2 protein-coding genes are annotated in these 2,683 nt (G+C 41.9%); both read right to left on the bottom strand.

The genetic code is table 11. The annotated features are described in order from the left end of the window. Positions 1-49: 49 nt before the first annotated feature. Positions 50-694, bottom strand: a complete 645-nt coding sequence (locus tag GTH24_RS21980) for a quinolone resistance pentapeptide repeat protein QnrD1 (protein WP_012634451.1) — start codon at positions 692-694, stop codon at positions 50-52. Between the two features lie 960 nt (positions 695-1,654). Next, entirely contained in the window at positions 1,655-2,095 is a 441-nt protein-coding gene (locus tag GTH24_RS21985; RefSeq protein ID WP_015063446.1) for a hypothetical protein, read from the bottom strand. Positions 2,096-2,683: the final 588 nt, after the last annotated feature.

The raw sequence follows: 2,683 nt of genomic DNA on the forward strand, positions 1-2,683 counted from the left end.
CGTTTTGATTAGTACCACATTGGGGCATTAGGCGTTTTTTACCTAGATTTTATCGGTGAACAATAACACCTAAACTCTCAACAAGCTGAAGCGCCTGCTCTCCATCCAACTTCACTCCATCTAAATTAATTCGCCTTGCATCAAGCTCGCCAAGCGCCCCACCCGTTAAATCACAACCAGTAAAATCAGCCAAAGACCAATCAAACGATGAAAACTCCCCACAAGAAAGATCGGAGCCACGAAACACGGCGCCAGTTATCACAGTGCCATTCCAGCGATTTTCCCACAGTTCGCACTTTTCTAATATGACTCTAGAAAAATTAGCGTAACTAAGATTTGTCTTGGTTATATAAGCACTACAAAACCATGACCTTGTAGTTATCATATTCATAAAATTAGCCCCTCGAAAATCAGCTCCTTGAGCTAAACACTCACTAATTTCAAGACCTAAGGCGCTAATGTTTTTAAAATTACTCATTGATAAATCGCAGCTTTTAAAGCTAGCGTTTTTTAGTTTGGCTCTATTAAAATCACACCCTTCCAAGCTATTCCTGTCGTAAAAACTACAATCAACAAATTCAGTATCAGTTAAATCAACCCCTGAAAAATCACAATTTGAAAAGGCAATATTTTTAACTCTATTCCCCGTAAATTGATCTCGTGAAAACTTTTCATTGATAAAGTGCTTTTCCATACATGCTACACCTGGTTATTTATACAGTGCAATCATTGTACATTAATTTGAACAACCTTAAACTCTAGCTAAAATTGGTTCATACAATCCCTTTTATGTTAAACGGGCGAGTTAGTTAGCAAAAACCGCCCGTTCATCCCCATTAAAGCCCCTCGAAACGATTTTAAGACACGATCACCCTATAAAACACCCAAATCTACGCTGAAAGTTTAGAACGGTTTTGCGGGCTTCTGAGTGCGTTTTTAACATCGTGCAAACTGACAAGTAAAACGATGCGAAATCGCTGAAAGTCACAAACTTGTTTTGTGGCAAGAAGCGATTTGACCAACCGAGTAAAACGAGGGCGGTAGGCTTTTTGTTTTTATCCTGATGAGCGTCCAGCGAAGAAAGGGAAAAACAGGGGGAGCCGAAACGAAATGACACGCCCCAGCGATGGCAAGTGAACCCCAGTGAACGTGTTTCGTTTTGGGGGCAAAGCCCCCCGTCAAGCGAAGCGTCTGACCACCACATTTTTGAGCGACCAAATACAGGGGCGAAAAAAGGGGGTGGTCAGACGAACGCAGTGAGTTTGACGGGCTTGGGTGAATGGTTTTTTTCGCAGGCGTCCAGCCGAAGAAAATAGCCAGAGGGCGGAGCCTTATGTCATTCATTTTCGTCCAGAAAATGAGTGGCATTGATACTGAAAGTATCATGGGGTGCAAGTTAGTAAAACTATGATTCTACCCATTATTTCACCCGTTATTCTGCCCGTTATACCTAAATTGGGTGCAATAACGGGTAAAGTAATAGGTAGAATAACAGGTGGATTAATGGGTAAGAAATAACACAACGTCATCTTGTGTCTATCTATTATTCTGTATCTTATTCTATGTATTATTCTACCTATTACAGACGAAATAGATAAAATAAGAGATAGAATAATAGATAGGATAATACATAAAATAATAGGTAAACCTAACGTCAGCGCACCTTTTCTTCGAGCTGTTTTAGCATCGAAATATCACCTAATAACCGTTGATTTTTACCTGTGAAAAAGATGATCGGACTGACATTTGCATTATCAATACTTCGGCTTAACTGAATTCCCATCGCCTGATAATCATCATCGTTTGTGCAATGGTATAACGCTAAAACAAGCTGACATTGTTCTGGAGTTCCGCATTCTATTGCCCAGCGGATCAACTCCGAAAAGGTCAATCCGTTCGGTTTCCAGTGTTTTTTATGCCGTGACGCTAACGCCTTAAATTTTTCACGCCCTTGATTATATTTTTCTGCCCCGATCACCGGATCTTCACAACGAACCCCTTGAACCGGTCGCTTATCAAATGACAATTCCCATAAATTTAATTCTTCGATGTATTCGTAATCTTCTGGCGATGCCAAACGAAATAATTGAGACATAGAGACACCCTCCGATCATGTGTGAACGGAGACAGTATAAGGCTTTCGAGAAATTCCGCTTCCTCGACGTGAAACAAGTTCACGCCTTGCGGCGAGCGTTGCGAATTGAATTTATGAGGTTTACCAAGCTCCAGATGTAACAAAGCCCCGTGACAGCATCACAGGGCTCTGGTACTCTAAATCTTGTGCATTCGTTGCTCAGATTAGACGTCGCAATCCAATCTTAGCAACGTGAGAGGCGCTTGTCACGTTCTCATTAAATACCAGCCAACGACATTAACCCAAATGCACCACTTGATTGACTCGGACTTAGCCCGGTCTCCGAAAGGATAAACAGGCAAATTGTGGTAGTAAAACGTACCGGAAAACGAAATTCCGGCTCTACCTCCGAATCACGCTGCGGTATCGAAAGATTACAGTGCGTACCTGATAAGAGCACCAATCAACGGACTAGGGATTTCTTGGATTGCGAAGTGTCGAAAGAAGCCCAACCTAACCAAACTTAGCCAGATTAACGAGCTAAGAGACCATGACCCAATAACTGATCATGGAGAAAAGCAAAGACAAGATGAAGATGTCGCTTCGCTC

Source organism: Proteus vulgaris (assembly GCF_011045815.1).
In the GTDB taxonomy this organism is placed as follows: Bacteria; Pseudomonadota; Gammaproteobacteria; order Enterobacterales; family Enterobacteriaceae; genus Proteus; species Proteus vulgaris_B.

Coding starts and splice junctions, on each gene's coding strand:
- GTH24_RS21980 (WP_012634451.1), bottom strand. CDS start 694: ATGGAAAAGCACTTTATCAATGAAAAGTTTTCACGAGATCAATTTACG.
- GTH24_RS21985 (WP_015063446.1), bottom strand. CDS start 2,095: ATGTCTCAATTATTTCGTTTGGCATCGCCAGAAGATTACGAATACATC.